Annotated in this window: 18 protein-coding genes; 10 read left to right on the forward strand and 8 right to left on the reverse strand. The window is 72.1% G+C overall.

The genetic code is table 11. The features are described from left to right. Nucleotides 1–140 precede the first annotated feature (140 nt). Together ACIRPP_RS21325 and pgi are read left to right on the forward strand one after the other, a co-directional pair. Nucleotides 141–1409 (forward strand): MFS transporter, encoded by a 1269-nt coding sequence (locus ACIRPP_RS21325; RefSeq protein WP_403645045.1) that lies wholly within the window; start codon nucleotides 141–143, stop codon nucleotides 1407–1409. Between the two features lie 68 nt (nucleotides 1410–1477). Next, the gene (gene pgi, locus ACIRPP_RS21330; protein WP_403645048.1) at nucleotides 1478–3133 is read left to right on the forward strand and encodes a glucose-6-phosphate isomerase; all 1656 of its coding nucleotides are present in this window, start codon (nucleotides 1478–1480) and stop codon (nucleotides 3131–3133) included. Nucleotides 3134–3265: 132 nt separating this feature from the next. On the opposite strand, the gene ACIRPP_RS21335 is transcribed toward pgi, so the two are convergent. From ACIRPP_RS21335 to ACIRPP_RS21345, 3 genes are read right to left on the reverse strand one after another with little or no spacing between them, the layout of a single operon-like run. Next, nucleotides 3266–5548 (reverse strand): FtsX-like permease family protein, encoded by a 2283-nt coding sequence (locus ACIRPP_RS21335; protein WP_403645051.1) that lies wholly within the window; start codon nucleotides 5546–5548, stop codon nucleotides 3266–3268. A 42-nt stretch (nucleotides 5549–5590) separates the two neighbouring features. Next, the gene (locus tag ACIRPP_RS21340; RefSeq protein ID WP_403645054.1) at nucleotides 5591–6343 is read right to left on the reverse strand and encodes an ABC transporter ATP-binding protein; all 753 of its coding nucleotides are present in this window, start codon (nucleotides 6341–6343) and stop codon (nucleotides 5591–5593) included. Continuing rightward, entirely contained in the window at nucleotides 6340–6855 is a 516-nt protein-coding gene (locus tag ACIRPP_RS21345; protein ID WP_403645057.1) for a PadR family transcriptional regulator, read from the reverse strand. Before ACIRPP_RS21345 ends, ACIRPP_RS21340 begins: the two co-directional genes overlap by 4 nt. A gap of 126 nt (nucleotides 6856–6981) precedes the next feature. On the opposite strand from ACIRPP_RS21345, the gene ACIRPP_RS21350 reads away from it, so the two are divergent. The 5 genes from ACIRPP_RS21350 to ACIRPP_RS21370 all read left to right on the forward strand — a co-directional run bounded on the left by ACIRPP_RS21350 (nucleotide 6982) and on the right by ACIRPP_RS21370 (nucleotide 13664). After that, nucleotides 6982–8253 (forward strand): ABC transporter substrate-binding protein, encoded by a 1272-nt coding sequence (locus ACIRPP_RS21350; protein WP_403645060.1) that lies wholly within the window; start codon nucleotides 6982–6984, stop codon nucleotides 8251–8253. Between the two features lie 200 nt (nucleotides 8254–8453). Further along, nucleotides 8454–10076, forward strand: coding sequence for an alpha-amylase family glycosyl hydrolase (locus ACIRPP_RS21355; RefSeq protein ID WP_403645064.1), 1623 nt, complete (start codon nucleotides 8454–8456; stop codon nucleotides 10074–10076). Nucleotides 10077–10129: 53 nt separating this feature from the next. Then, a complete protein-coding gene (locus tag ACIRPP_RS21360; protein ID WP_403645067.1) occupies nucleotides 10130–11458 on the forward strand; it encodes an ABC transporter substrate-binding protein in 1329 nt (442 codons plus the stop codon). Nucleotides 11459–11463: 5 nt separating this feature from the next. Beyond that, the gene (locus tag ACIRPP_RS21365) at nucleotides 11464–12828 is read left to right on the forward strand and encodes an ABC transporter permease subunit (RefSeq protein WP_403645070.1); all 1365 of its coding nucleotides are present in this window, start codon (nucleotides 11464–11466) and stop codon (nucleotides 12826–12828) included. Then, nucleotides 12825–13664 carry a carbohydrate ABC transporter permease gene (locus ACIRPP_RS21370; RefSeq protein WP_403645073.1) on the forward strand — a complete coding sequence of 280 codons (840 nt, stop codon included), beginning with the start codon at nucleotides 12825–12827 and terminating at the stop codon, nucleotides 13662–13664. The genes ACIRPP_RS21365 and ACIRPP_RS21370 overlap by 4 nt, the downstream gene beginning before the upstream one ends. A 72-nt stretch (nucleotides 13665–13736) precedes the next feature. Here the strand turns inward: ACIRPP_RS21370 and pgl are convergent, their stop codons facing one another. The 5 genes from pgl to tkt are packed head-to-tail and all read right to left on the reverse strand — an operon-like array spanning nucleotide 13737 to nucleotide 20375. After that, a complete protein-coding gene (gene pgl, locus ACIRPP_RS21375) occupies nucleotides 13737–14522 on the reverse strand; it encodes a 6-phosphogluconolactonase (RefSeq protein ID WP_403645076.1) in 786 nt (261 codons plus the stop codon). Then, nucleotides 14519–15610, reverse strand: coding sequence for a glucose-6-phosphate dehydrogenase assembly protein OpcA (gene opcA, locus ACIRPP_RS21380; RefSeq protein WP_403645079.1), 1092 nt, complete (start codon nucleotides 15608–15610; stop codon nucleotides 14519–14521). Before opcA ends, pgl begins: the two co-directional genes overlap by 4 nt. Next, nucleotides 15607–17130 carry a glucose-6-phosphate dehydrogenase gene (gene zwf, locus ACIRPP_RS21385; protein WP_403645082.1) on the reverse strand — a complete coding sequence of 508 codons (1524 nt, stop codon included), beginning with the start codon at nucleotides 17128–17130 and terminating at the stop codon, nucleotides 15607–15609. The genes opcA and zwf overlap by 4 nt, the downstream gene beginning before the upstream one ends. A 4-nt stretch (nucleotides 17131–17134) precedes the next feature. Continuing rightward, nucleotides 17135–18253 carry a transaldolase gene (gene tal, locus ACIRPP_RS21390; RefSeq protein WP_403645085.1) on the reverse strand — a complete coding sequence of 373 codons (1119 nt, stop codon included), beginning with the start codon at nucleotides 18251–18253 and terminating at the stop codon, nucleotides 17135–17137. Nucleotides 18254–18287: 34 nt separating this feature from the next. Beyond that, complete coding sequence (tkt, locus tag ACIRPP_RS21395; RefSeq protein WP_403645088.1) at nucleotides 18288–20375, reverse strand: transketolase; 2088 nt, start codon at nucleotides 20373–20375, stop codon at nucleotides 18288–18290. Nucleotides 20376–20739: 364 nt separating this feature from the next. Here tkt and ACIRPP_RS21400 point away from each other — a divergent pair, with 364 nt between their 5' ends. The 3 genes from ACIRPP_RS21400 to ACIRPP_RS21410 all read left to right on the forward strand — a co-directional run bounded on the left by ACIRPP_RS21400 (nucleotide 20740) and on the right by ACIRPP_RS21410 (nucleotide 23329). Then, on the forward strand, nucleotides 20740–21693 hold the full coding sequence (locus tag ACIRPP_RS21400; RefSeq protein ID WP_164346352.1) for a heme o synthase: 954 nt from the start codon (nucleotides 20740–20742) through the stop codon (nucleotides 21691–21693). A gap of 97 nt (nucleotides 21694–21790) precedes the next feature. Beyond that, complete coding sequence (locus ACIRPP_RS21405) at nucleotides 21791–22135, forward strand: hypothetical protein (RefSeq protein WP_403645091.1); 345 nt, start codon at nucleotides 21791–21793, stop codon at nucleotides 22133–22135. Nucleotides 22136–22222: 87 nt separating this feature from the next. After that, nucleotides 22223–23329 (forward strand): amidohydrolase family protein, encoded by a 1107-nt coding sequence (locus ACIRPP_RS21410; RefSeq protein WP_403645094.1) that lies wholly within the window; start codon nucleotides 22223–22225, stop codon nucleotides 23327–23329. The last annotated feature ends 55 nt before the right edge of the window (nucleotides 23330–23384 follow it).

Here is a 23384-nt window from a genome sequence, read left to right on the forward strand (position 1 = left end):
CAGGCACCGCGCCGGGCCTGACCCGACCGCCGCCTCACCCCCGCCCGCCCTCCCGCGGGCCGGCCCGGCACCGTGTCAGTGGTGCCCCCTACGGTTTCCGCAACGGTGCGCGTGCACCGCCGGGACCGTGAGGAGCGGCAGTGACGACAGCGGAGTCCGCGGGCCGGTGTGCGCCCACCTGGCGCGGAGGGTTCGGACGGCTGTGGAGCGCGGCGGTGCTGTCCAGCTTCGGAGACGCGCTGCGCACGGCCGCACTGCCCCTGCTGGCCGTGACCCTCACCGACGATCCGCTGCTCATCGCCTCCGTCACCGCCTGCGGCTACCTGCCGTGGATCGTCTTCGGACTCCTCGGCGGCGCCGTCGCCGACCGCGTCGACCAGCGGCGCGCCATGTGGACGGTCGACGCCCTGCGGGGCCTGCTGGTGGCCGCCTTCGCCGTGGCCGTGGCATTGGGACACGCCTCGATCGCCCTGCTCGTCGCGCTCGCCTTCACCCTCACCACGCTCCAGACCCTCTTCGACAACGCCGCCACCGCCCTGCTGCCCGCCCTCGTCGGCCGGGAGGCCCTGGGCAGCGCCAACGCCCGCCTGATGACCGGCCAGCGCCTGGCCGGCGGCCTGCTGGGCGGCCCCGTCGTGCCGCTGCTGCTGACCGCGGGCGCCGCGGCGCCGTTCGCCGTCGATGCGGCCACCTACCTGCTGGCCGCCGCCCTGATCGCCACCCTGCGCACCCCCGCGCCCGACCGCGCCCCCCGGCCGGCGGGCAGCACCCTGCGCCGGGAGATCGCCGACGGCCTGCGCACCCTCGTCCGGGACCGGGCACTGCGCGGACTGTGCACCGCCACCGCCCTGTGCAACGTCGGCATGGGCGCCCTCATCGCGACCCTCGTCGTGCTGGTGACCGACTGGCTCGGCGCCGGGAACACCGGCTATGCGGTCGCCCTCACGGCGTACGCGGCCGGCAGCCTGGCCGGGGGAGCGCTCAACGGGCGCCTGGCCGACCGCCTCGGCCGGACCCGGGCCGTGCTCCTGGCCGGCACCGTGCAGTGCGCCGCCCTCGTCGCCATGGGCGCCGTCCGCCACCTCGGCGCCCTCACCGCCGCGCTGGCCGTCTTCGGCTTCATGGGCATGGTGTGGAACGTCAACACCACGACCCTGATGCAGGAACGCAGTCCCGCCGCCATGCTCGGCCGGATCAGCTCCGCCCACCGCACCCTCGCGGTCGCCGGGGCGCCCGTGGGCGCGCTGCTCGGCGGTGCCGTCGCCGCCGCCTGGGGCACCCGCACCCCGCCGCTGCTCGCCGCCGCCTTCTTCGTCCTGTCCGTCGCCGCGCTGATACCCGGAAGCCGTACGGACGTACCCCTTGTTGCGCCGGACGACGGCGTCACGACAGCTCACGTCCACCGCTGATCAATTAGGTTGGTAAGGGCAGCGGGGCAGGTACGCACAGGCAGCAAGGAAGAAGGCTGAAGTCCGAGATGAACGCAGACGGCCGTACCAGGCTCAACCAGACGCCGGAGTGGACCGCACTGGCCAAGCACCGCGAGGAGCTCGCCGAGGTGGGGCTGCGCGAGCTGTTCGCCGCCGACCCCGGCCGCGGCACCGGGTACACCCTGGGCGTCGGCGACCTGTACGTCGACTACTCCAAGCACCTGGTCACCGACGAGACCCTGCGGCTGCTGCGGGAGCTGGCCGCCGCCACCGACGTGTTCGGTCTGCGCGACGCCATGTTCCGCGGCGAGCGGATCAACACCACCGAGGACCGCGCGGTGCTGCACACCGCCCTGCGGGCCCCCCGCGACGCGGTGGTCGAGGTCGACGGGGAGAACGTCGTGCCGGCCGTGCACGCCGTCCTCGACCGGATGAGCTCCTTCGCCGACCGCATCCGTTCCGGCGAGTGGACCGGCCACACCGGCAAGCGGATCCGCAACGTGGTCAACGTGGGCATCGGCGGCTCCGACCTCGGCCCCGCCATGGCGTACGAGGCGCTGCGCGCCTACACCGACCGCGACCTCACCGTGCGCTTCGTGTCCAACGTGGACGGCGCCGACCTGCACGAGGCCACCCGCGACCTGGACCCGGCCGAGACGCTGTTCGTCATCGCGTCCAAGACCTTCACCACCATCGAGACCGTCACCAACGCCACCTCGGCCCGCACCTGGCTGCTCGACGCGCTGGGCGGCGACGAGGCCGCGGTGGCCAAGCACTTCGTGGCGCTGTCCACCAACGCGGAGAAGGTCGCCGAGTTCGGCATCGACACGGCCAACATGTTCGAGTTCTGGGACTGGGTCGGCGGCCGGTACTCCTACGACTCCGCGATCGGGCTGTCCCTGATGATCGCCATCGGCCCGGACCGCTTCCGGGAGATGCTCGACGGGTTCCGGATCGTCGACGAGCACTTCCGCACCGCGCCCCCCGAGTCCAACGTCCCGCTGCTGCTGGGCCTGTTGGGCATCTGGTACAACAACTTCCACGGTGCCCAGTCACACGCCGTGCTGCCGTACTCGCACTACCTGTCGAAGTTCACCGCCTACCTCCAGCAGCTCGACATGGAGTCCAACGGCAAGTCCGTCGACCGCGACGGGCGCGAGGTGGACTGGCAGACCGGCCCCGTCGTCTGGGGCACGCCGGGCACCAACGGGCAGCACGCCTACTACCAGTTGATCCACCAGGGCACCAAGCTGATCCCGGCGGACTTCATCGGCTTCGCCGAGCCGGTCGCCGAGCTGAGCGACGAACTCAAGGCCCAGCACGACCTGCTGATGGCCAACTTCTTCGCCCAGACGCAGGCCCTCGCCTTCGGCAAGACGCCGGACGAGGTGCGCGGCGAGGGGGTGCCCGAGGAGCTGGTGCCGCACAAGACCTTCCGCGGCAACCACCCCACGACGACCATCCTCGCGCGGGAGCTGACGCCGTCGGTGCTCGGCCAGCTCGTCGCGCTCTACGAGCACAAGGTGTTCGTGCAGGGCGCGGTCTGGAACATCGACTCCTTCGACCAGTGGGGCGTGGAGCTGGGCAAGGTCCTCGCCAAGCGGGTGGAGCCGGCGCTCACCGAGGGCGCCGACGTGCCCGGACTGGACGTCTCCACCCAGGCCCTGGTCGCCAGGTACCGGGAGCTGCGCGGACGGCGGTGAGACGCGGTACGGGAGGCGGACGGCCGGGCGCCGTCCGCCTCCCGTACCGTTTCCGGCCGGCCCGCGCGGCTCGGGCCACGGCGCTCGGGCCACAGCGCTGCGGCGCAGGCCACGGCGCTCAGGCCACGGCGCTCAGGCCACGGCGCTCAGGGTGTCCGCGAGGCGGCGGCGGGCGGCCCGGGCGGCGGGTACCGTCGCCAGCGCGGCGGCGCCCAGTACGGCCGCCGCCCCGAGGGCCAGCAGGAAGAGGGCGGGCGGCCCCTGGGCGATGCCCGCGCCGATGCCGCTCGACCGGCCCTGGGCGTCGATCAGCCAGTGCGCCAGGGGCAGCCCCAGGGCGACGGCGACGACCACCGCCGCCAGGGCCGTGCCCGCCGTCGCGGTGACGGTGATCGCGGTGATCTGCCGGGGGGAGAGACCGATCGCCTTCAGGGCCAGCAGGTCCCGCTCCCCCTCGCGCACCGTGCCGCCGATCGCGGTCAGCAGCTCGATCAGCCCGATGAGGGCGAGCACGACGACGAGCCCGAGCACCACCGCCCGCAGCGGGGACAACCCGTCGGCCGGGTTGGCCACCGCGTGCACGTCGAGATGGCCGTCGCCCGCGGCGGTCAGCCGGTCGGCCACCACCCGCGGATCGGCGCCGGGGGTCAGTTCGAGCTGGTGCAGGGTGGGCCGCAGATCCGGGTCGTTCGCGCGGAGCGTGTCGAGGGGGGTCGAGATCACCCGGCCGGCGTTCTCCGGTTCGATGCTGCGTCCCACGATGTGCAGGATCTGCGGCCGGTCGCCGACGGTGACCCGCACCCAGTCGCCGACCCGCACGTGCAGCAGGTCGAGCAGCCCCTGGCCGGCCACCGCCTCGTCCGGACCGCGGGCCGCCCTGCCCTCGGCCAGCGTGAACGGGTACGGCTCCTGGTGCGTGCCCAGGCCGCGCAGCGCGATGGTGGCGGTCTGCCCGGGCACCAGGGCGGCCACCTCCACCCCCGGATGGGCGGCCACGACCTGCGGATCGCGCTCCAGCAGGGCGCGCGCCCGAGCGTCGTCCAGGGTGGCGTCGGCGCGGGCGCTGAGCGCCGCGGGCAGTCCCATCCGCTCGGGGCTGCTGTGGAAGCGGTCGATGGTGGTCCACGCGCTCATCGCGACCACGATCAGCAGCAGCGGCAGCGTCAGCCGCGCGACCGTGCCCAGGGACCGCGGGCGGCGCGAGTACGCCTTGTGCCAGCCGAGCACCAGCGCCGGCGGCACCCGCACGCCCAGCGCCCGCCGGGCCAGGTTCGTCAGCCGTCCGCCGGGCGTGACCGCGGGCCGCGGCACCGGTACCGGCGGCACCCGTCCGGCCCGCCAGGCGGCGAGCCCGGTGGTCGCGCCGATGAACAGCACCGCTCCGGCCGGGACGGCGAACAGGGCGACGGTGTGCCCGGGCAGCCCCTGCCACACGGCCAGCGCGTCACCGAGGCGCCCCGGCACCGCACTGCCCAGCGTCCCGATGAGCACGGCGGCGGCGACGGCGCCCAGCAAGGCGTAGAGCAGGTGCTGGACGAGGAACACCCGCACCACCTGGCCGGGCGTGAAACCGATGGCCTTCAGCACGGAGATGTCCCGCAGGTGGCCCCGGATCCGGGTGCCGATGGCGCCGTGCACGGCGAACCCGGCCGCGACCAGCGCGCCCAGCCCGAACAGGCCGAGCACCTGGCCCAGCAGCCGGTTGTCGCCCTGCGCCTCGGCGCGCGCCTGCTGCCAGGTGGACACCTCGCCGATCGCCCCGGCCCCGAGCACGGTCACCGCCCGCTGCACCGCGTACCCGGTGTCGCCGGGGTCGGTCAGCCGCAGCCCGATCACCTGCCCGCCCGGCTCGGCCAGGGCGGACGGCAGGGCCCAGACCAGGCCGCGCTGCTCACCCGGCCGGTAGCGCGGCTCGGCGCTGTCGGCGATGCCCACCACGGTCAGCGTGCGTCCCGTGCCGGGCACGGTCAGGGTCTCCCCGGGCGCGGTGAGCAGGGCCCGGGCGAGACGGCTCTCCAGGACCACGCCGTCCGGTGCCGCCGGGTCCAGCCAGTGCCCGGAGACGATCAGCGGGCGTCCGGTGTCGGGCCGCTCGGCGGTGCCGCGCAGCTCCACCGAGGCCCGGCTGCCGCGCGAGGCGAGCGTCACCGACTCGGTGGGGTGGGGGCCGGAGACGGAACGCACGCCGTCCAGCCCGGCCAGCTCGCCCGCGTTCGCCGCGGCGGTGGTGTGCAGGGTCACGTGCGCGCCGTGCGCCTGGGTGAAGACGCGCTGCCACGGGTTGGTGGCGTAGCCGAACAGCGCGGTGGCCAGCAGCAGCGACGCGACGATGCCCGCGGTGGCGAGGACCAGGAACAGCGCCTCGCCGCGGTGCGTGCGCAGATCGGAGTGCGCCCAGCGCAGAGTGGCTCGCACGGGTCTCACCCCCTCGGCACGCAGCAGTCGGACACCGGCATGTCAGTCCTTGAGCTCCAGCACGCCGGAGATGCCCTTGCCGCGCGGCGCCGGGCCGTCGAGGCGGGCGTCGTCGGCTATCCGGCCGTCGAAGAAGCTGATCACCCGGTCCGCGGCGCTGGCGAGCCGCGCGTCGTGGGTGACCATGACGATCGTCTGGCCGCGCTGGTGGAAGCGGGACAGCAGCCGCATCACCTCGCGGGTGCCCTTGCTGTCCAGGCTGCCCGCGGGCTCGTCGGCCAGCAGCAGCGGCGGGTGGTTGACCAGGGCCCGGGCGAGGGCGACCCGCTGCTGCTCACCGCCGGACAGCTCGCCCGGCATGCTCCGCTCCTTGCCCGTCAGGCCCAGCTCGGCGAGCAGCGCCTCGCGCTCCTCGCGGGCCTTGCGGGGCGCCACCCCGGCGAGCAGGGCGGGCAGCTCCACGTTGTCGGCCACGGACAGGTCGGAGACCAGGTTGAAGAACTGGAAGACGATGCCGATGCGCTTGCGGCGCTCGACGGCCCAGCGTGCCTCGCTGTAGCCGTCGGTGCACTCGCCGTCCAGCCAGATGCTGCCCTCGTCGGGGTGCTGGAGCCCGCCGAGCAGGTGCAGCAGCGTCGACTTGCCCGCGCCGGACGGGCCGGTGACCGCGACGAACTCGCCCCGGTCCACGGACAGGTCCACACCGCGCACGGCGTGCGCGGGGGCGCCCTCGCCGTGGTGCGTCTTGACCAGGCGCTCGGCGCGCAGCACGGGAGCGGTGGTGGTCTCGCTCACTCCAGCTCCTCCAGCTCTTCCTGGCACCGCTCGAGCCAGTCGAGGTCGGCCTGCAGGTGCAGCATCGCACCCTCGATGAGGAGATGGGCGATGCGGTTGTCCCGGTCTTCGGCGGCGGCCAGTCTCGACAGCTCCCGCATGGTGTTGAGGTACTGCCGCCGCTGCTTGTTGATCAGGGTGATCTGGTCCGTGGCACCGGACTGGGGGGCGAGGGCCAGCTTCATGAAGAACTCGTCCCGCACCCGCGGCTCGTCGGCCGTGTCCTCGAACCAGGCGTGAAGTGCCTCACGCCCGGCGTCGGTGAGGTGGTAGACCTTCTTGTTGGGCCGGCTCGACTGCTCCACGTCCTCGCCCTCGATCAGCCCCGACTTCTCGAGGCGGCCGAGGGTGACGTATATCTGGCCGACGTTCGGCTGAGGGTACGCGGAGCCCAGCAGTTGCTCAAGGTCCTGCTTGAGCTCGTATCCGTGCGCCGGGCCGCGCGCGAGCAGCGCCAGGAGGGGCAGCCGCACTCGTGCTCTCCTCCTCGCGTGTGGGTAATGTGCCGCAGGCCCTAGTATCGCGCATACCTAACCGGTATACATGGCCTCTGACTCCCGGACGAGGGTGCCCGGGTGCCGGTGTACAGGGAGGAACCTATGCGGTGGATCCATGCCGCGGGTAGGGGCCTCCTCGTCCTCGTCGTCGTCCTCACCGGCTATGTGGCCTCCGGAGCACAGGCCGGCGAGGGCTCCTCCGGGGGGCGGGGCCCGCTCACCCTGGCCACGGCCGGGGACCTCACCGGCTATCTCGGCCCCCTGCTCCAGGGCTGGAACCGCAGCCATCCCGACGAGCGCGTCACCCTCGTCGAACTGCCCGACTCGGCGGACGAGACGCGCGCCCAGATGATCACCGACCTGCGGGCCGGGGAACGCGGCCGGTTCGACGTCCTCAACATCGACGTCAGCTGGACCTCGGAGTTCGCCGCGGCGGGCTGGATCCGTCCGCTGCCGCCGGACAGCTTCCCGCTGGACACCTTCCTGCCCCGGGTCGTCGACACCGCGACCTACGACGACCGGCTCTACGCGGTGCCCTACGTCACCAACGCCGGACTGCTGCTCTACCGCAAGGACGTCCTCGCCGCCGAGGGCGTCCCGCCGCCGCGCACCTGGGCGGACCTGGAGCGGGCCGCGCGGACGCTGGCGCCGAAGTACCGACTGGACGGCTACGCGGGCCAGTTCCTGCCCTACGAGGGCCTGACCGTCAACGCGGCCGAGGCCGTCTACTCGGCGGGCGGCACCATCCTGGGCGACGAGGGCGAGCGGGTCACGGTGAACTCGCGTGCCGCCCGGGAGGGCATCGGCTTCCTCGCCCGGGGCGTCCGCGAGGGCTGGATCCCCGAGGCCGCGCTGGCCTACAAGGAGGAGGAGTCCAAGCAGGCGTTCCAGGACGGCCGGCTGCTCTTCCTGCGGAACTGGCCCTACGCCTACGTCGCCGCCTCCGCCCCGGAGTCGAAGGTCGCCGGCAAGGTCGGCGCGGTGCCGCTGCCGGGGTCGGACGGGCCGGGGACCAGTGTCCTGGGCGGCTCCAACCTGGCCGTCAGCAGCCAGGCCCGGCACCCCGACTCCGCCGCCCGCCTGATCGCGTACTTGACCAGCGAGCGCGTGCAGCGCCAGGTCCTCACCCACGGTGCCCTGCCGCCGGTGCGGGCGGACCTGTACGACGATCCGGACCTGGTCCGGCGGTTCCCGTACCTGCCGACCCTGCGCGAGAGCGTGCTCGCCGCCGAGCCGCGTCCCAAGAGCCCGCACTACGACCAGGTGAGCCTGGTGGTGCAGGCGGTCGTGCACGACGCGATGACCGGGCGGCAGACGCCCGAGGCCGCGGTGCGCCGGCTGGCGACCGAGCTGGCCGCCGTCTCCTCCCGCTAGCCGCGGGGACCCCTGCCGGACTCTTCTAGTTACTTGTTAAGTAACGCGGACATCTCAACTGTGTCCGAAACGCTCATGTTCGCCCCTGTTTGCGCGGCCCAACTTTCCGGTGGTGTGCGTACGTTCATTGACACCCTCGGGACGCGCCTACCTAACATGCATGCATAACGAACAGCACTCCTCACAGACAGGTCAATGGGGTGAACAGGCACCACTGGTGGCGTGACGCGGTGATCTATCAGGTGTACGTCCGCAGCTTCCTGGACAGCACCGGTGACGGCATCGGCGATCTCGCCGGCGTCAGGACGGGACTTCCGTACCTGAAGAAGCTCGGCGTGGACGGGATCTGGCTCAGCCCGTTCTACCCCTCACCGCAGCACGACCACGGCTACGACGTCGCCGACTACTGCGGCGTCGACCCGGTCTTCGGCGATCTCGACGAGTTCGACCGGCTGGTCGGCACCGCCCGGCGGCTGGGGATCAAGGTGCTGCTGGACATCGTCCCGAACCACTGCTCCAGCGAGCACCCCTGGTTCCGGCAGGCGCTCGCCGCGGCACCCGGCAGCCCGGAGCGCGCCCGCTTCCACTTCGCCGACGGCCGCGGCCCGGACGGCGACGAGCCGCCCAACAACTGGCACGCCATGTTCGGCGGCCCCGCCTGGACCCGCGTCACCGAGCCGGACGGCCGGCCCGGCCAGTGGTACCTGCACATGTTCACGCCCGAGCAGCCGGACTGGAACTGGCGCGACCCCGAGGTCGCCGCCGAGTTCGACCGCACCCTGCGGTTCTGGCTCGACCGGGGAGTCGACGGCTTCCGCATCGACGTCGCCGCCGGCCTCTTCAAGCACCCCGAGCTGCCCGACTCCCCGGACCCGGAGGCCGACGCCCGCACCCGCGACTCGGTCAACCCGCTCGCCTGGAACCAGCCCGAGGTCCACGACGTGTGGCGGCACTGGCGCGCCGTGTGCGAGGAGTACACCGCCCGCGACGGCCGCGAACGCCTCCTGGTCGGCGAGGTCTCCGTGCCCTCCGCCCGCGAGCACGCCAAATACGTCCGCCCCGACGAACTGCACCAGGCGTTCTTCTTCGACCTGCTGGGCGCCCCCTGGGACGCCGACGCCTTCCGCAAGGTCATATCCGAGGCCATGCAGGACATCGCCGGCACCGGCTCGACGGTCACCTGGGTCCTCAACAACCACGACCAGGTCCGCACCGTCACCCGCTACGGCGAGCCCACCCCCGAGAGCAGCGGCCTCGGCCCCGCCCGCGCCCGGGCCGCCGCGCTGCTGATGCTGGCGCTGCCCGGCGCCGCCTACATCTACCAGGGCGAGGAGCTGGGCCTGCCCGAGGTCGTCGACCTGCCCGACGACGTGCTCACCGACCCGATCTTCCGCCGCACCGGCAGCCGGGCCCGGATCCGCGACGGCTGCCGCGTCCCGCTGCCCTGGTCCGGCCAGGCCTCCCCGTTCGGCTTCACCTCCGGCACCGAGGCCGCCCGGCCCTGGCTGCCGCAGCCGGACTGGTTCGCCGAGTACGCCACCGAACGCGCCCTCGCCGACACCCGGTCCTTCTGGCACCTCTACCGCGACGGCCTGCAGCTGCGCGCCGCCCTCGACCAGCTGGGCGACGGCCCGCTGCGCTGGCTGGACACCCAGCCCGGCGTCCTCGCCTTCGTCCGCGGCGACGACCTGGTCTGCGCCGTCAACTTCGGCACCGCCCCCGTACCCGCCCCGGTGGACGGCGTCCCGCTGCTCGCCAGCGGCCCCTGCCCGCCCGGGGTGCTGCCCGGCTCCACCGCCGCCTGGTGGATCACCGGCACCTGAACCCCCACGCCTGCCGTTCTCCCCTCTCCACGTATCCCGAAGGGACATCAACGATGATGCGACGACGCACCACCCTGATCACCGGATGCACCGCCCTCGTCCTCGCCCTCGGCGCCACCGCCTGCGGCGGCGGCGACCCGGTCTCGGCCGGCGGCGGCGACAAGTCGCTCGACGGCCAGACCGTCACCGTCGCCGGCGTCTGGTCCGGCAGCGAGCAGCAGAACTTCCAGAAGGTGCTGGACGCCTTCACCGAGAAGACCGGCGCCAAGACGCAGTTCGTGTCCACCGGCGACAACGTCTCCACCGTCGTCGGCAGCAAGATCGAGGGCGGCAACGCCCCCGACGTCGTGATGGTCCCCCAGGTCGGCGTCCTCAAGCAGTTCGCCGAGAAGGGCTGGCTCAAGCCGCTGGACAAGGACGTCCAGTCGACGGTGAAGGACAACTTCGCCCAGGTGTGGCGCGACTACGGCACCGTCGACGACACCCTGTACGGCCTCTACTTCAAGGCCGCCCACAAGTCCACCGTCTGGTACAGCCCCGAAGCCCTCGAACAGGCCGGGGTGAAGGAGCCCAAGACCTTCGACGAGATGCTGGAGAACGGGAAGACGATCTCCGACTCCGGTCTCGCCGCGTTCTCCGTCGCCGGTCAGGACGGCTGGACGCTCACCGACTGGTTCGAGAACGTCTACCTCTCCCAGGCCGGGCCCGAGAAGTACGACGCCCTCGCCGCCCACGAGATCAAGTGGACCGACCCCACCGTGGTCGACGCGCTCACCACCCTCGGCAAGCTGTTCAAGGACAAGCAGCTCATCGCCGGCGGCCAGAAGGGCGCCCTGAACACCGACTTCCCCGGCTCCGTGGAGAAGGTCTTCGGCCCCAAGGCCGAGGCCGCCATGGTCTACGAGGGCGACTTCGTCGCCGGTGTGGCCAAGGACCAGTTCGGCCGGACCATCGGCACCGACGCCAACTTCTTCCCCTTCCCGCCGGTCGGTGACGGCAAGGCGCCCGTGGTCAGCGGCGGCGACGCGGCCGTCGTGCTCAAGGACGGCAAGAACTCCGAGGCCGGCATGGCCCTCATGGAGTACCTCGCCACCCCCGAGGCCGCGGCCGTGTGGGCCGAGGCCGGAGGCTTCCTCTCCCCGAACAAGAAGCTGGACCTCGCCTCCTACGGCGACGACGTCACCCGCGCCACCGCCGAGTCCCTGATCAACGCCGGAGACTCGGTCCGCTTCGACATGTCCGACCAGGCCCCCGCCGCCTTCGGCGGCACCAAGGGCGCCGGCGAGTGGAAGATCCTGCAGGACTTCCTGCGCGACCCGGCCGACCCGGCGAAGACCGCCGCCGAGCTCGAGGCCGCCGCGGCCAAGGCCTACGGGAACTGACCGCCGTGACCGCCACCGTGCTGAAAGAGGCGAAGCCTCCGGCACCCGTGCATCCCGACGGCGCGCGCAGCCGGCGCGCGCGCCGCCGGGGGCGGGTCATCGCCCTGCTGTTCGTCCTGCCCGCACTGCTCCTGCTGGGCGCGCTCGTCGTGTACCCCGTGCTGTTCTCCGTCGGCCGGAGCCTGTTCGACGCCTCCGGCTCGCAGTTCGTGGGGGTCGACAACTACACCGAGATGTTCCGCGACCCGACCACCCTCACCGCCGTGCGGAACACCGCCATCTGGGTCGTGGTCGCCCCCACCCTGCTCACCGGCCTGGGCCTGATCCTGGCGGTGCTGGTGGAGAAGATCCGCTGGGCCACCGCCTTCAAGCTGCTGCTCTTCATGCCGATGGCGGTGTCCTTCCTGGCGGCCGGCATCATCTTCCGGCTCGCCTACGACGAGGACCCCGACAAGGGCGTCCTCAACGCGGCCGTCGTCGGCGTCCACGACGCCTTCAAGGGCACCTCGTCCTACCCGGACGCCCGCCCGCGCGACGACGAGGGCCTGACCCGGCAGCCGGACGGCTCGTACGCCACCGGCGCGGACGTCTCGCCCGGCGGCACGGCGGCCCTCGGCCTGGTCGGCATCGCCCCCAAGGACCTGCCGGGCGACGCCGAACCCGCCCGCGAGGCGGCCGCCGCCACGGCGGGCGCCGACGAGGTGCGCGGCGTGGTCTACCTCGACTTCACGCCCGGCGGGGGAGGGGAACCGGGAGTCGTCGACGACCGGGAGAGCGGACTGCCCGGGATGAAGGTCGAGGCGGTCCGGGACGGGAAGACCGTCGCGAGCACCACCACTTCGGCCGACGGGTCCTTCCGCTTCACCGGCCTCGAAGGCGGCGGCTACACCCTGAAGCTGCCCGCCGACAACTTCGCGCCGCCCTACGAGGGCATCTCCTGGCTGGGCCCCACCCTCGTCACCCCGGCCATCATCGGCGCCTACCTGTGGATCTGGACCGGCTTCTCCATGGTGCTGATCGGCGCGGGCCTCGCCGCCCTGCCCCGGGACGCGCTGGAGGCCGCCCGGATGGACGGCGCCAACGAATGGCAGATCTTCCGGAAGATCACCGTGCCGCTGCTGGGGCCGGTGCTCACCGTCGTGTTCGTCACCCTGGTGATCAACGTGATGAAGGTCTTCGACCTCGTCTACATCATCGCGCCGGGGCCGGTGCAGGAGGACGCGACCGTGCTGGCCACCCAGATGTGGCTGGTGTCGTTCGGCGGCGGCAACGACCAGGGGCTGGGCAGCGCCCTCGGCGTGCTCCTGCTGCTGCTCGTCATCCCCGCCATGGTCTTCAACGTCCGACGCTTCCGAAGGAGCCAGCGATGAACGCGATCCGGCGCGGACTGAGCAGCGCCGTGGTGCAGGCCTTCCTGGTCGTCATCGGCCTGGTGTGGATGACCCCGCTGGCCGGGCTGTTCCTGTCCTCGATGCGGTCCGCCGAGGACACCGCCAAGGGCGGCTGGTGGACCGTCTTCACCGCTCCGGGGCAGTTGTCCTTCGACAACTACACGGCGCTGCTGAAGAACTCGGGCATGACCCAGGCGTTCTGGAACACCGTGCTGATCTCGGTGCCGACCACCGTGCTGGTCGTGGTGGTCGCCGCGCTCGCCGGATACGCCTTCGCCTGGCTGGACTTCCCCGGCCGCGAACCCGTCTTCCTGCTCGTGGTCGCCCTGCTGGTCGTCCCCGTGCAGATCGGTCTGCTGCCGGTCGCCAAACTCTTCGGCCAGCTGGGGCTGTTCGGCACCATCCCCGGTGTCGTGCTGTTCCACGTGGCGTACGGGCTGCCGTTCGCCGTGTTCCTGCTGCGCAACTACTTCGCGGAGATGCCGAAGGAGATGCTGGAGGCCGCCCGGATGGACGGCGGCAGCGAATGGCGGATCTTCACCCGCCTGGTGCTGCCGGTGGGCCGCCCGGCCATCGCCAGCCTGGCCATCTTCCAGTTCCTGTGGGTGTGGAACGACATGCTGGTGGCGCTGCTCTTCGCGGACAGCTCCTCGCAGCCCCTGACGGTGGAACTGCAGTCGCAGATCCGCCAGTTCGGCAGCAACATCGACGTGCTCGCGCCGGGAGCGTTCCTGTCCCTGGTGGTGCCGGTGGCCGTGTTCTTCGCGTTCCAGCGGCACTTCGTGCAGGGCGTCATGGCGGGGTCCGTGAAGTAGCCCGACGGCGAAGGGGCGGTGAGGGAATCACCCTCACCGCCCCTTCGCCGTTCGGTACGCCCGGCGGGCCGCCTACGGCGACGCCGGCGGGTACAGCGACCGCGGCAGCTGCGACGCCGCCGCCGCGTCCAGCAGCCACAGGGTGCGGGCCCGGCCGCGGGCGCCCGCCGCCGGTGCCTGGATCTCGCCCGCGCCCGACAGGGCGATGGCCGCGGCCTCCGCCTTGTCCTGACCGGCGGCCAGCAGCCACACCTCGCGGGCCGCCCGGATCGCCGGCAGGGTCAGCGACACCCGGGTCGGCGGGGGCTTCGGCGCGCCGTGCACCCCCACCACCGTGCGCTCCGTCTCGCGGACCGCGGGCAGCTCCGGGAACAGGGACGCCACATGCGTGTCCGGCCCCACGCCCAGCATCAGGACGTCGAACTCCGGGACCGGTCCGTGGTCCTCGGGGCCCGCGGCCCGGGCCAGCTCCTCCGCGTACGCGGCGGCCGCCGCGTCCACGTCGGCGCCGTGCGGGCCGTCCGAGGCGGGCATGGCGTGCACCCGGTCCGGGTCCACCGGCACCGCGTCGAGCAGCGCCTTGCGCGCCTGGGTGACATTGCGGTCCGGGTCGCCCTCGGGCAGGAACCGCTCGTCGCCCCACCACAGGTCGATCCGGCCCCAGTCCACCGCGTCCCGCGCGGGGGCCGCCGCCAGCGCGGCCAGCAGGCCGTTGCCGTTGCGGCCACCGGTCAGCACGACCGACGCCGAACCCCGCGAGGACTGCGCGTCCACGATCCGGGTGATCAGCCGGGCCGCCGCGGCCTGCGCCATCAGCTCCGTGTCGCGGTGCACGACCAGCTGGGGTGCCGTACTCATGTCGCTCCCGCCTTCTTCACCGGTGCCTCCTCGGTCGCTTGGGCCGCGGGTGCTTTCGCAGCCGACTCGACGGGGGCGGGGACCGCCTCGGCCCCGGTGTCTCCTTTGGCGGGCCCGTCACCGGCGGCGGCCGTCGGGGCCGCCCCGGACGGTGCCCGGCCGCCCGTCCTCAGCCGCTCGACGCCGTACCGCAGCGCCGACGCGTAGGTGTCGTCCGGGTCCAGGCGGCGCAGCTCCTCCGCGATCAGCTCCGCCGTGTCGCGGCGCTTGAGCGCCACCGCACGCTTGGGCTGACCCTGGATGGACAGCGTCGCCAGCGAACCGTCGGGCCGGTCCAGCACCACCGGCCCGCAGTCGGTGTCCATGCGGACGGCGGTGAGGCCCGGCCCGTTCGACAGCGAACGCCGCACGGGGACGTCCAGCCGGTCCGCGAGCCACATCGCCAGCAGCTCGCAGCTCGGGTTGAACTCCTCGCCCTCCACCTCGACGCCCTGCACCTTGCAGGTGACCTGGTCCAGCGCCGCGGCCAGCATCGAGCGCCACGGCGTGATGCGGGTCCACGACAGGTCCGTGTCGCCCGGGGTGTAGGCGGCGGCGCGGGCGGTGAGCTCCCGCACCGGCTGCTCGCAGGCGTAGGTGTCGGTCACCCGGCGCTGGGCGAGCGCGCCCAGCGGGTCCCCGGCCGGGTCGAGCGGGGCGTTGACCGGCCACCACACCACCACCGGGGCGTCCGGCAGCAGCAGCGGCAGGACCACCGACTGGGCGTGGTCGACGACCTCGCCGTGCAGCCGGAGCACCACCGTCTCGCCGGTGCCGGCGTCGGCGCCCACCCGCACCTCGGCGTCCAGCCGGGACTGGGTGCGGTCGCGCGGCGACCGCGAGACGCGCCGGATGACGACGAGCATCCGCGAGGGGTGCTCGTGGGAGGCGTCGCTCGCCGCCTTCAGCGCGTCGTAGGCGTTCTCCTCGTCCGTCACGATGACCAGGGTGAGGACCATGCCGACGGCCGGGGTGCCGATCGCCCGGCGGCCCTTCACCAGCGCCTTGTTGATCTTGCTGGCCGTGGTGTCCGTGAGGTCTATCTTCATGGCCGGCGCCAGCTCCGTCCGTCTCGCTCGAGCATTTCGTCCGCCTCCACCGGCCCCCACGTACCGGCCGGGTACTGCGCCGGCCTGCCGTGGGCGTCCCAGAACTCCTCGATCGGGTCGAGGATCTTCCAGGACAGCTCGACCTCCTCCGTGCGCGGGAAGAGGTTGGAGTCGCCGAGCAGCACGTCGAGGATGAGCCGTTCGTACGCCTCCGGGCTGGACTCGGTGAACGACTCGCCGTAGGCGAAGTCCATCGACACGTCCCGGATCTCCATCGACGTGCCCGGCACCTTCGAGCCGAACCGCACCGTGACGCCCTCGTCGGGCTGCACCCGGATGACGATCGCGTTGGAGCCCAGCTCCTCGGTGGCCGTCGTGTCGAAGGGGGAGTGCGGGGCCCGCTGGAACACCACCGCGATCTCGGTGACCCGGCGGCCCAGCCGCTTGCCGGTGCGCAGATAGAAGGGGACGCCCGCCCAGCGGCGGTTGTCGATGCCCAGCTTGATCGCGGCGTAGGTGTCGGTCTTGGAGGAGGCGTCGATGCCGTCCTCCTCCAGATAGCCGACGGCCTTCGCGCCGCCCTGCCAGCCGGCCGCGTACTGCCCGCGCACGGTGTCCCGGCCCAGGTCCTTCGGCAGCCGGACGGCGCCGAGCACCTTGGTCTTCTCCGCGGCCAGCGCGTCCGCGCCGAAGGAGGCCGGCTCCTCCATCGCGGTCAGCGCCAGCAGCTGCAGCAGGTGGTTCTGGATGACGTCACGGGCCGCGCCGATGCCGTCGTAGTAGCCGGCCCGGCCGCCGATGCCGATGTCCTCGGCCATGGTGATCTGCACATGGTCGACGAACGACCGGTTCCAGATCGGTTCGAACATGGTGTTGGCGAAGCGCAGCGCCAGGATGTTCTGGACGGTCTCCTTGCCCAGATAGTGGTCGATCCGGAACACCTGGTCCGGCGCGAACACCTCGTGGACGATCGCGTTCAGTTCCTCGGCCGACTTCAGGTCGTGACCGAACGGCTTCTCGATGACCGCGCGCCGCCAGGAACCGCCCGTCTGGTCCGCCAGACCGTGCTTCTTCAGCTGCTGGATGACCACCGGGAAGGAGCGCGGCGGCACCGACAGGTAGAAGGCGAAGTTGCCGCCCGTGCCCTGCGCCTTGTCCAGCTCCTCGATGGTGCCGCGCAGCCGCTCGAAGGCGTCGTCGTCGTCGAAGGTGCCCTGGACGAAGCGCATCCCCTGGATGAGCTGCTGCCAGACCTCCTCCCGGAAGGGAGTGCGGGCGTGCTCCTTGACCGCGTCGTGGACCTCCTGCGCGAAGTCCTCGTGGGCCCACTCCCGGCGGGCGAAGCCGACCAGCGAGAAGCCCGGTGGGAGCAGTCCCCGGTTGGCCAGGTCGTAGACCGCGGGCATGAGCTTCTTGCGTGACAGGTCGCCCGTGACGCCGAAGATGACCAGGCCCGACGGCCCCGCGATGCGCGGGAGCCGTCGGTCCGCGGGGTCACGCAGCGGGTTGCTGCTCGACAACGTGTCAGCCCTCCGAGGGGGCGAGGCGCGCCAGCTCCGCCTCGGTCGACTTCAGCAGGTCGTTCCAGGACGCCTCGAACTTCTCGACGCCCTCGTCCTCCAGGAGCTGGACGACCTCGTCGTAGGAGATGCCCAGCTTCTCCACCGCGTCGAGGTCGGCGCGGGCCTGCTCGTAAGTGCCGGAGACGGTGTCGCCGGTGATCTCGCCGTGGTCCTCGGTGGCGAACAGGGTGGCCTCGGGCATGGTGTTGACCGTGTTCGGCGCGACCAGCTCGGTGACGTACATGGTGTCCTGGTACGCCTTGTCCTTCACACCGGTGGACGCCCACAGCGGACGCTGCTTGTTGGCGCCCTCGCGCTCCAGCGCGTTCCAGCGATCGGAGGAGAAGATCTCCTCGTAGGCCTGGTAGGCGAGGCGCGCGTTGGCGATGGCGGCCTTGCCGCGCAACGCCTTGGCCTCGTCGGTGCCCAGGGCGTCGATCCGCTTGTCGATCTCGGTGTCCACGCGGGACACGAAGAACGAGGCCACGGAGTGGATCTTCGACAGGTCCAGGCCGCGCTCCTGGGCCTTTTCCAGGCCGGTCAGGAACGCGTCCATCACCTTGCGGTAGCGCTCCAGGGAGAAGATCAGCGTGACGTTGACGCTGATGCCCAGGCCGATGGTCTCGGCGATCGCCGGGATGCCGGCCTCGGTCGCCGGGATCTTGATCAGGGTGTTGGGGCGGTCCACCAGCCACGCCAGCTGCTTGGCCTCCGCCACGGTCGCCCGGGTGTCGTGCGCCAGGCGCGGGTCGACCTCGATCGAGACCCGGCCGTCCCGGCCGTCGGTGGAGTCGAACACCGGGCGCAGGATGTCGGCGGCGTCCCGGACGTCCGCCGTGGTGATCATGCGGATGGCCTCTTCGACGGTGACCTTGCGGGCGGCGAGGTCGGTGAGCTGCGTGTCGTAGCCGTCGCCCTCGCTGATCGCCTTCTGGAAGATCGTCGGGTTGGTGGTGACGCCCACGACGTGCTGCTGGTCCATCAGCTCGGCGAGGTTGCCGGACGTGATGCGCTTGCGCGACAGGTCGTCCAGCCAGATCGCGACGCCTTCCTCGGAGAGGCGCTTGAGTGCGTCGGTCATGGAATTTCCATCTCCTACGTGTCGTGTATGAGCGTCAGCGCTGAGCAGCGGTGAGCGATTCCCGGGCGACGGCGGCCACGTTCTCGGCCGTGAAGCCGAACTTCTCGAACAGCACCTTGCCGTCGGCCGACGCACCGAAGTGCTCCAGGGACACGATGCGCCCGGCGTCCCCGACGTACTTGTGCCAGGTGAGACCGATGCCGGCCTCCACCGCGACGCGCGCCCGCACGGACGGCGGCAGGACGCTGTCCCGGTACCCCTGGTCCTGCTCCTCGAACCACTCCACGGACGGCATGGACACCACGCGCGTCGGCACGCCCTCGGCCTGGAGCCGCTCGCGCGCCTCCACCGCCACGTGCACCTCGGAACCGGTCGCGATCAGGACGACCTGCGGCTCACCGCCGTCGGCCTCGAACATCACGTAGCCGCCGCGGGCCGCGTCCTCGTTGGGCTCGTACGTCGGCACGCCCTGCCGGGTCAGCGCCAGGCCGTGCGGGGCGCCCACGCCGAACTCCTTGGTCCAGCGCTTGAGGATCTCCCGCCAGGCGATCGCGGTCTCGTTGGCGTCCGCGGGGCGCACGACGTTCAGACCGGGGATGGCGCGCAGCGAGGCCAGGTGCTCGACCGGCTGGTGGGTCGGGCCGTCCTCGCCCAGACCGATGGAGTCGTGCGTCCACACGTACGTCACCGGCAGGTGCATCAGGGCCGACAGCCGCACCGCGTTGCGCATGTAGTCGGAGAACACCAGGAAGGTGCCGCCGTAGATCCGGGTGTTGCCGTGCAGCGCGATGCCGTTCATCTCCGCGGCCATGGCGTGCTCGCGGATGCCGAAGTGGATCGTCCGGCCGTACGGGTCCGCCTCGGGCAGCGGGTTGTCCGCCGGGAGGAAGGACGACGTCTTGTCGATCGTGGTGTTGTTGGAGCCCGCCAGGTCGGCCGAGCCGCCCCACAGCTCCGGGATCACCGCGCCGAGGGCCTGCAGCACCTTGCCGGATGCGGCACGGGTGGCGACGCCCTTGCCCGGCTCGAACACCGGGATGCTGTCCTCCCAGCCCTTGGGCAGCTCACCGGCCGCGATGCGGTCGAACTCGGCCGCGCGCTCCGGGTTGGCCGAGCGCCACTCCTGGAAGGACTTCTCCCACTCGGCCTTCGCGCGGCTGCCGCGCTCCAGGGCCTTGCGGGTGTGCGCGATGACCTCGTCGGACACCTCGAAGCTCTGCTCCGGGTCGAAGCCCAGGACGCGCTTGGTGGCCGCGACCTCCTCCTCGCCCAGCGCGGAGCCGTGCGCGGCCTCGGTGTTCTGCGCGTTCGGCGCGGGCCAGGCGATGATCGAGCGCATGGCGATGAAGGACGGCCGGTCGGTGACCTTCTTCGCCTCCTCGATCGCGTCGTAGAGCGCGTGCGGGTCCAGGTCGCCGTCCGGCTTCGGGGCCACCCGCTGCACGTGCCAGCCGTACGCCTCGTAGCGCTTGACGGTGTCCTCCGAGACGGCCGTCTCGGTGTCGCCCTCGATCGAGATGTGGTTGTCGTCCCACAGCAGCACCAGGTTGCCCAGCTTCTGGTGCCCGGCCATCGAGGACGCCTCGGCGGAGATGCCCTCCTGCAGGCAGCCGTCACCGGCGATGCAGTACACGAAGTGGTCGAAGGGGGACTCGCCCTGCGGCGCATCGGGATCGAACAGGCCGCGCTCGTACCGGGCGGCCATCGCCATGCCGACCGCGTTGGCGACGCCCTGACCCAGCGGGCCGGTCGTCGTCTCCACGCCCGTGGTGTGTCCGTACTCCGGGTGGCCCGGGGTCTTCGAGCCCCAGGTGCGGAAGGACTTCAGATCGTCCAGCTCCAGGCCGAAACCGGCCAGGTACAACTGGGTGTAGAGGGTCAGGGACGAGTGGCCGGCGGACAGCACGAAACGGTCGCGTCCGACCCAGTTCGCATCGGCCGGGTCGTGGCGCATCACCTTCTGGAAGAGGGTGTAGGCAGCGGGCGCGAGGCTCATCGCCGTACCCGGATGGCCGTTGCCAACCTTCTGTACGGCATCGGCGGCCAGGACGCGGGCGGTGTCCACGGCCCGCTGGTCCAGTTCGGTCCACTCGAGGTCTGTGGTGGTCGGCTTGGTGCTCACCCTGAGTCAGGGCTCCTCTCCACATGTCGGATGCCGGTGATTTCCCACCGGCGTGGTCGAGCCTACCCCCGTAGGACGTGCGATTTTTCGAGCCATTCCAGACTGCCGGGCCTCCTCGGGATCCGCCTCCCGACCGGGAAGCACCGGCATTCGGCAGATGAATACGGAGCCGCTCATCCGGGTGCTCAATCGAGCTTCGATCCGCACCTCCGGGACCCCCCGGGACGCCCCCCGCGACGCCGTCTTCCAACACGAGCCCACCCCCGCGAATGTCCGGGTCTGGGCAACGTCTACAGTGGCGTGGTACGCGCGAGCCTTTACCGTGGCTTCACACGCCGAGGCTTGCTGGGATGTCTCTGTAGGGGTGTGCGTGACGGCCGTTGAATCCCGTCCACCGGGAGTACTGGGGGCCAGCCAGAGCCCGGCCCGTCGGCCGTTCGGGGCCCGCGTGATGGCGTTCGTGGCCCTCACCAAGCCGCGGATCATCGAGCTGCTCCTCATCACCACCGTGCCGGTGATGTTCCTGGCGCAGCAGGGCGTGCCCGACCTGACGCTGGTGCTGCTCACCTGCGTGGGCGGTTACCTGTCGGCGGGCGGTGCCAACGCGCTCAACATGTACATCGACCGCGACATCGACGCGCTGATGGACCGCACCTCGCAGCGGCCGCTGGTGACCGGCATGGTCAGCCCCCGCGAGTGCCTCACCTTCGGCATCGCCCTGGCGGTCGTCTCCACCCTGCTGTTCGGCCTGACCGTCAACTGGCTGTCGGCCTGGCTCGCGCTCGGCGCCCTCCTCTTCTACGTGGTCGTCTACACGATGATCCTGAAGCGGCGCACCGCGCAGAACATCGTGTGGGGCGGCATCGCGGGCTGCATGCCGGTGCTGATCGGCTGGTCCGCGGTCACCAACTCGCTGTCCTGGGCGCCGGTCGTGCTCTTCCTCGTCATCTTCTTCTGGACGCCGCCGCACTACTGGCCGCTGTCCATGAAGGTGAAGGAGGACTACGCGCGCGTGGGCGTGCCGATGCTGCCGGTCATCGCCGGCAACAAGGCCGTCGCCAAGCAGATCGTCCTCTACAGCTGGGTCATGGTGGCGGTCTCCCTGCTGCTCACCCCGCTGGGCTACACCGGCTGGTTCTACACCGCGGTCGCCCTGGCGGCCGGCGGCTGGTGGCTGTGGGAGGCGCACGCGCTGCTGAACCGCGCCAAGGCCGAGGTGACGGGCGCCAAGCTCAAGGAGATGCGCCTGTTCCACTGGTCCATCACCTACGTCTCCCTGCTGTTCGTCGCGATCGCCGTGGACCCCTTCCTGCGATAGCGGCACACCACCGACGCCGTACCGGGCGGGGCACAGTGGCCAAGGCCACGGACCCCGCCCGTCGCCGTTTGATCTACCCGTCGGTAGCATCCTGACCATGGCAGACACGCAGCAGGCGGACCCGAAGGCCGCGCAGAAGGCCGCACGCAAGGCGGACCGGCTCGCCCAGCAGATCAACAGCTTCGCCAAGCGCCACGGCACGACCGAGGGCCACGTCGCGTACCTGGGCGAACGCGGCGCCCGCATCGTCCTCGTCGCCGAGAACGGCGACTGGGGCGACCTGGTGGCCCCCTCGACCGACATCGCCCGGCAGGCCGTCGAGAAGGCGGGCATCACCGTCCACGAGGAGTTCGACGGCGAGTTCGCCGCCCGGGTCAGGACCGGCCCGTACGAGTGGTCCCGCATGGCGGGCATCCAGGTGGGCGGCCCGAGCAACACCTGAGGGCGCCCTCACCCGTTAGGACCGTAGGAGCGCGGGACCCGGCGACGGGTCGGTGGGGAGCGCACGGTCCCGTCACGGGGAGCCCGGATGATCGACACGCCGTCCCTGGTGGACCAGTACTGCCACGGCGTCCTGCGCACGGAGCTGGGCCTCGGCACCTTCGAGGCCCAGCTGTCCCGCACCGAGGGCCCGCCCGCACCGGGCACCACCCTCTTCGACACCCAGACCGGCTTCGCGGTGCGCCGCTGGTGCCCGCCGCTGCTCGGCCTGGAACCGCACTGCCCGCCCGCCCGGTACCTCGCCCGGCGCCGGGAACTGGGCGTCGCCGAGGCCGGGCGCCGGCTGCTGCGGGGCAGCGGCATCACCACCTACCTGGTCGACACGGGGCTGCCCGGCGACCTTACCGGCCCCGCCGAGCTGGCGGCCGCCGGGGACGCCGCGGCGCACGAGGTCGTGCGCCTGGAGCAGCTGGCCGAGCAGGTCGCCGACACCTCCGGCACCGTGGAGTCCTTCCTCGCCAACCTCGCCGAATCGGTGCACGGCGCGGCCGCCCACGCCGTCGCCTTCACGTCCGTCGCCGGTCTGCGGCACGGGCTGTCCCTCGTCCCGGAACCGCCCGGGCCGGGGGAGGTGCGGGGGGCGGCGGGGCGCTGGCTGGCGGCCCGCCCGGTCGGCGGCGAGCTGAGCGACCCCGTCCTGCTGCGGCACCTGCTGTGGATCGCCGTCGCCTCCGGCCGGCCGCTGCAACTGCATGCCGGGCTCGGTGACCCGGGCGCCCGCATCGACCGCACCGACCCGGTGCTGCTCAGCGACTTCGTGCGGGCCACCGCGGGACTGGGCACCGACCTGGTGCTGCTGCACGGCTACCCCTACCACCGGCACGCCGCCCATCTCGCGGGGGCGTTCCCCCACGTCTACGCCGACTCCGGGGCCGCCCTGGTGCGGACCGGAGCCCGTGCGGCGACCGTGCTCGCGGAGATCCTGGAGCTCGCCCCGTTCGGCAAGATCCTCTTCTCCAGCGGCGCCAGCGGACTGCCCGAACTGCACGTCGTGGGCGCCCGGCTGTTCCGCGACGCGCTGGCCCGGGTGCTCGGCACCTGGGTTGCCGAGGGCGCGTGGGCGCTGCCGGACGCGGAGCGCGTGGCGGGCCTGCTGGCCGAGGGGAACGCACGGCGGGTGTACGCACTGGAGTGACGGGGCCCCGGCGACCCGCTCGGGCGCGGGACCGCCGGTTCAGGGGTGCCGGGAG

The sequence above is a fragment of the Streptomyces sp. NPDC101219 genome, assembly GCF_044767675.1.
Lineage (GTDB): Bacteria > Actinomycetota > Actinomycetes > Streptomycetales > Streptomycetaceae > Streptomyces.